4 protein-coding genes are annotated in these 4,260 nt (G+C 33.5%); 3 read left to right on the top strand and 1 reads right to left on the bottom strand.

Annotated elements, in window-relative coordinates; genetic code table 11:
* From ACY65O_RS16245 to ACY65O_RS16235, 3 genes are all read left to right on the top strand, one after another.
* Positions 1–525 (top strand): class I SAM-dependent methyltransferase (locus tag ACY65O_RS16245; RefSeq protein WP_462221912.1); only part of this gene is annotated, 525 nt, incomplete at its 5' end.
* A gap of 4 nt (positions 526–529) precedes the next feature.
* Positions 530–1,576: a glycosyltransferase family 2 protein gene (locus ACY65O_RS16240; protein WP_462221911.1), complete on the top strand. Its 1,047-nt coding sequence runs from the start codon at positions 530–532 to the stop codon at positions 1,574–1,576.
* Between the two features lie 89 nt (positions 1,577–1,665).
* Entirely contained in the window at positions 1,666–3,195 is a 1,530-nt protein-coding gene (locus tag ACY65O_RS16235) for a glycosyltransferase family 39 protein (protein WP_462221910.1), read from the top strand.
* 156 nt (positions 3,196–3,351) lie between these two features.
* Here the strand turns inward: ACY65O_RS16235 and ACY65O_RS16230 are convergent.
* Positions 3,352–4,260: PKD domain-containing protein (locus tag ACY65O_RS16230; protein ID WP_462221909.1), on the bottom strand; the 909-nt coding region annotated here is incomplete at its 5' end.

Raw genomic sequence — 4,260 nt, 5'->3', positions numbered from 1 at the left:
CAACTATTGGGTAAAAAAAAATACCCGGTATTACTTGAAGCAGGAACAGGAAGTGGTATATTTATCCCGGAATTATCAAAACATTGCGACAGTATTTATGCCTGCGATATTCATTCTAATTTCGAAAATATTCATTTAATTTGTAAACATTACGGCATTACAAATTACAATGTAAGTACCCAAAGTATTGAAAAAACAAATTTTGCTGATGAATATTTTGATGCAGTAATTGCAGTAAGTGTTTTAGAGTTTGTACCCGATATCCCCCAGGCTCTGGCAGAAATAAAACGCATACTTAAAAAAGACGGCGTGTTTATTACTATTTGCCCGATGGAAAGCAAAATACTTGATTTTTTTCTTTCACTCTATACCACCAAAGCACCTGCCGATGAATTTGGCAGTGCAAGACAAAAAGTTACTAAATTGCTTGAAGATAATTTTGTGGTGGAAAAAAAAGGGTTCATGATTCCAATAATTGGAAAATTGTTTCCGGTTTACACACACTATAAATTGAAAAAACCTTAACAGTATGACGGTAAGTAATAAACCATTTTTAAGTATTGTTGCACCCTGTTATAACGAGGAGGCTCTTCTGGAAATAAATATCAACACTATTATTAATTACCTGCAAAGCAAAAATGATAAATACAACTGGGAGATTGTTATTATTAATGATGGCAGCAAAGATAAAACTGCGGTAATTGCTAATAAGCTTGCAGAGCAAAATACTGCGGTAAGAGTAATTCACCATCCGACAAATCTTAACCTCGGTAATGCTATAAAAACCGGCTTTAGTAATTCAAAAGGGGAAATTATTGTTGTGCTGGATATAGATTTAAGTTACTCCGAACAGTATATTGAAATAATGGTGGATAAGCTTATAGAAACAAGTGCGGATATTGTTATGGCTTCGCCGTATATGAAAGGGGGTAAAGTAATAGCAGTGCCATTTTTTAGAAGGGTGATGAGCAGCTGGGTAAACCGGTTTATGAGCTTTGCAGCACAGGATAAGTACCATACATTTACGGGAATGGTTAGGGCATACAGGAAAGAATTTGTACAAACGTTAAACCTTAAAACAAGGGATTACGAAATTAATCCTGAGATTATTTATAAAGCGATGATATTGCGGGCAAAAATTATTGAGATTCCTGCAAACCTTGATTGGACAGAGCAAAATAAATTTGCAGGTAAAAGAAAATCGAGCCTTAGAGTATTACGGAGTTTTTTTTCGGGCTTAATGTCGGGCTTTATTTTCAGGCCGTATATATTTTTCATAGGGATAGGCAGCTTTTTAATGCTGCTTTCTTTGTACGAATTGATATGGTTACTTTATGATGTGCTTGCAGGCGTGGCTAAATTTAACGGAGTATTGCAACCAGGCGAAGTGCATTCATTTTCTCACAGCCTTGCCCAGGAGTTTAATAAAAATCCTCAATCCTTTCTGGTGGGTGGCATTACTTTTATTATTGCAATTCAATTTTTAAGTGTAGGGTTTCTATCTCTTCAGAGTAAAAGGTATTTTGAAGAGTTATTTCATCTGGGTACATCTTTTAAAAAGAAAAACGAAAATTAATTTAACACAATACTCCTAAAGCTTGTAGCTTTATTCAATGTTTTTTTACTTTAACAACCTTAATATCTAAAAATAGTATAGGAGTAAAAATGTTACAGAACGGCAACAATAACAGTCAGCTTAAAAGAGTATTATTTTTTTCATTTCTGCTATTCTATACGGGGGTAATGCTTTGGCTTTGCAATGAGCTTAATATTTGGATGGATGAAGCATATACACTTGATACAACATCGGCAAAATATAAATTACATCTTGTAATAAAACAATCATATTATTTTGAAAGCCAGCCTCCTGTATATTTTATTCTTCTTTCTCTTTGGCGAAAATTAAATGACGGGGTATTTTTTGCAAGATTATTTTCATTAATAAATATTGGGTTATCGGCCTGGTTCTTTTACAGGCTGGCTAATTTAATACGTGGCGTAAAAACATCACGATGGGTGTTGATATTGTTTTTGTTAAACCCATTTGTAATTTGGGCCGGGTTGGAAATCAGGCTTTATGCTTTTCTGTTATTGCTGTCTGTACTTTTAATTTACTTTTTCTTCAGGTATTATATAAGTGAAAAAAAGAAATACCTGTATCTGTTTCTTTTTATTTCTGCTATTGGTTTATATACCCAATATTTTTTTGCTTTTTTAATAGCCGCTTTGGTTTTTGCATCTTTACTGTTTAAAGGCTGGAAAATATTTTTTAAATTCAGCCTTTATCTTATACCTGTCATTTTGATTTTCCTGCCCAATGTGATGCTTATGGCTGACCAATTGGGTATGGTGCAGTCACTAAAATTGCAATTCTCCACTATGCAACGAATCGACATGGTATTCCATTCGCCGCAAAATTTAATGCTGGCTATGGAAAAATTATATTTTGCAAGGGAATTAAGATGGGTAATACTTCTTCTTTTTATTCTTTTAATTGCATGGTCATATTTAAAAGGGCATAAGCAAAACAGGTTAATAAAAACTTTTTACTTCAGGGCAATTAACTTAAGTATCCTTACATCACTAGCTGTAATAATTATGCTTGCGGTAGTTATGGCCGTAACAAAAATAGATTACGAAGACAGGTATTTAATAATTGCTTTACCACTTTTTATTTTAGTTTTCACTTTGATCGATAAACATGCTTTCGTGTTAAGCAGGTTTATTTATATCTTGCTTACATTGTTTTTTAGCTGGTTATTTTTTTATATTTATTATTACAGTAACCCCGTAAAGCAATATGATTATAAGGGTGTAGCTAAATACATAAGTTTACAGGCACGGCGGGAAGAGCCAATTTTATTTTATCAAAGTACTATATCTCTTCCTTTTGGTTATTATTACAAGGGTAGTAATCCCCTTATTCCTCTGCCGCATCAGGTTCAGTTTGATACAACTTACATGAATCCGATAAAAGATACTTTTGAATTAAAGCAGTCTATCGAGAATATTAAAGGCTTATCCGGGTCATATCTTTTAATTTCTGATCTTAATGAAGCAATGTATAACGGCAACGGGAATAGAAAAATGGTGAACGATTATATTACCAATCATTATTCAATTACTATGGATACATTATTTTTTGGATTAAGTAAAAAACATTCGCTCAGGGTAAGACGGTTAGAAAAAAAGTAAGCTGTTTGTAATTTTGTAAAACTGATAATTTTGAATAGAGAAATTTGGGTTAAAAAAATGAAGTTGTATTAAAAAGGGCGATGAAAATGTTTTCATCGCCCTTTTTAATAATAAAGAATATTTTTTAGTCCGGCATATTTATTTTACATACAACAATTATTGTTTCATTGCTTTAATTGTTTGCTTTTCCAGGCTGTTAAAATAAACGGTTATGTAATAAGTGCCCTTTGCAAGGTTATTCATATTTACTTTTTCCCTGGTAATGTAAGTTCTGGTTACTAATTGCTTTTTATAAACATTTTTCCCCTGAATATCGGTGATAATTACCAGTAAAGTAGCATTGACAGCCGTTGAATTAATTTCCAGGGTTGTAAAATCAATCACGGGGTTAGGATAGATTTTTATAGTGCTTTGCGAAGTGGTAACAGCTGCATCTACAATTACACTTACGGTATCTTTACCTGTTGCTCCCCTGTTATCTGTTACCATCAATTCAAATTTATAATTTCCAGCAATAAGATTATCTAACACAGTAATAGCAATATTTGTTGATGTAAGTTTATCTACAGGTCCGGATATTTGTTTCCATGTGTATGCTGCAATGGTTCCATCTGCATCAGTACCGCTTCCGGTAAGTGTTATCCTGTTTGCAGGTAATGCTATCGATTGGTCGGCACCTGCATTTGCAACAGGTGGAATATTTTCAGGATTCACTATCACCTGCATGGTATCTTTTCCGGTGGCACCATTATTGTCAGTAACCCTTAATTCAAATAGATAAATCCCTGCGGTTAATCCCGTAACATTTGTAACAGGAATATTTGAATTGGTAATTGTTCCTGTTGCAGGTCCTGCAACTTTAGTCCATTTGTATATAACTACTGTTCCATCAACATCTGTTCCGCTCCCTGATAAATTTGCGGTGTTTGTTGGTAACGTTATGGATTGATTAAGACCCGCATTTGCAAGAGGAGCAATATTTGGAGCAAATACTATTACCTGCATAGTATCTCTGCCTGTTGCACCATTATTATCAGTAACTTTTAATTCAAATTTATAAATACC

Source organism: Ferruginibacter sp., from assembly GCF_031430955.1.
Classification (GTDB): domain Bacteria; phylum Bacteroidota; class Bacteroidia; order Chitinophagales; family Chitinophagaceae; genus Ferruginibacter.
The sequence above is the reverse complement of the archived record's forward strand: the minus strand, read 5'-3'. Positions and strand labels throughout refer to the sequence as shown.

Coding starts and splice junctions, on each gene's coding strand:
- ACY65O_RS16235 (WP_462221910.1), top strand. CDS start 1,666: ATGTTACAGAACGGCAACAATAACAGTCAGCTTAAAAGAGTATTATTT.
- ACY65O_RS16240 (WP_462221911.1), top strand. CDS start 530: ATGACGGTAAGTAATAAACCATTTTTAAGTATTGTTGCACCCTGTTAT.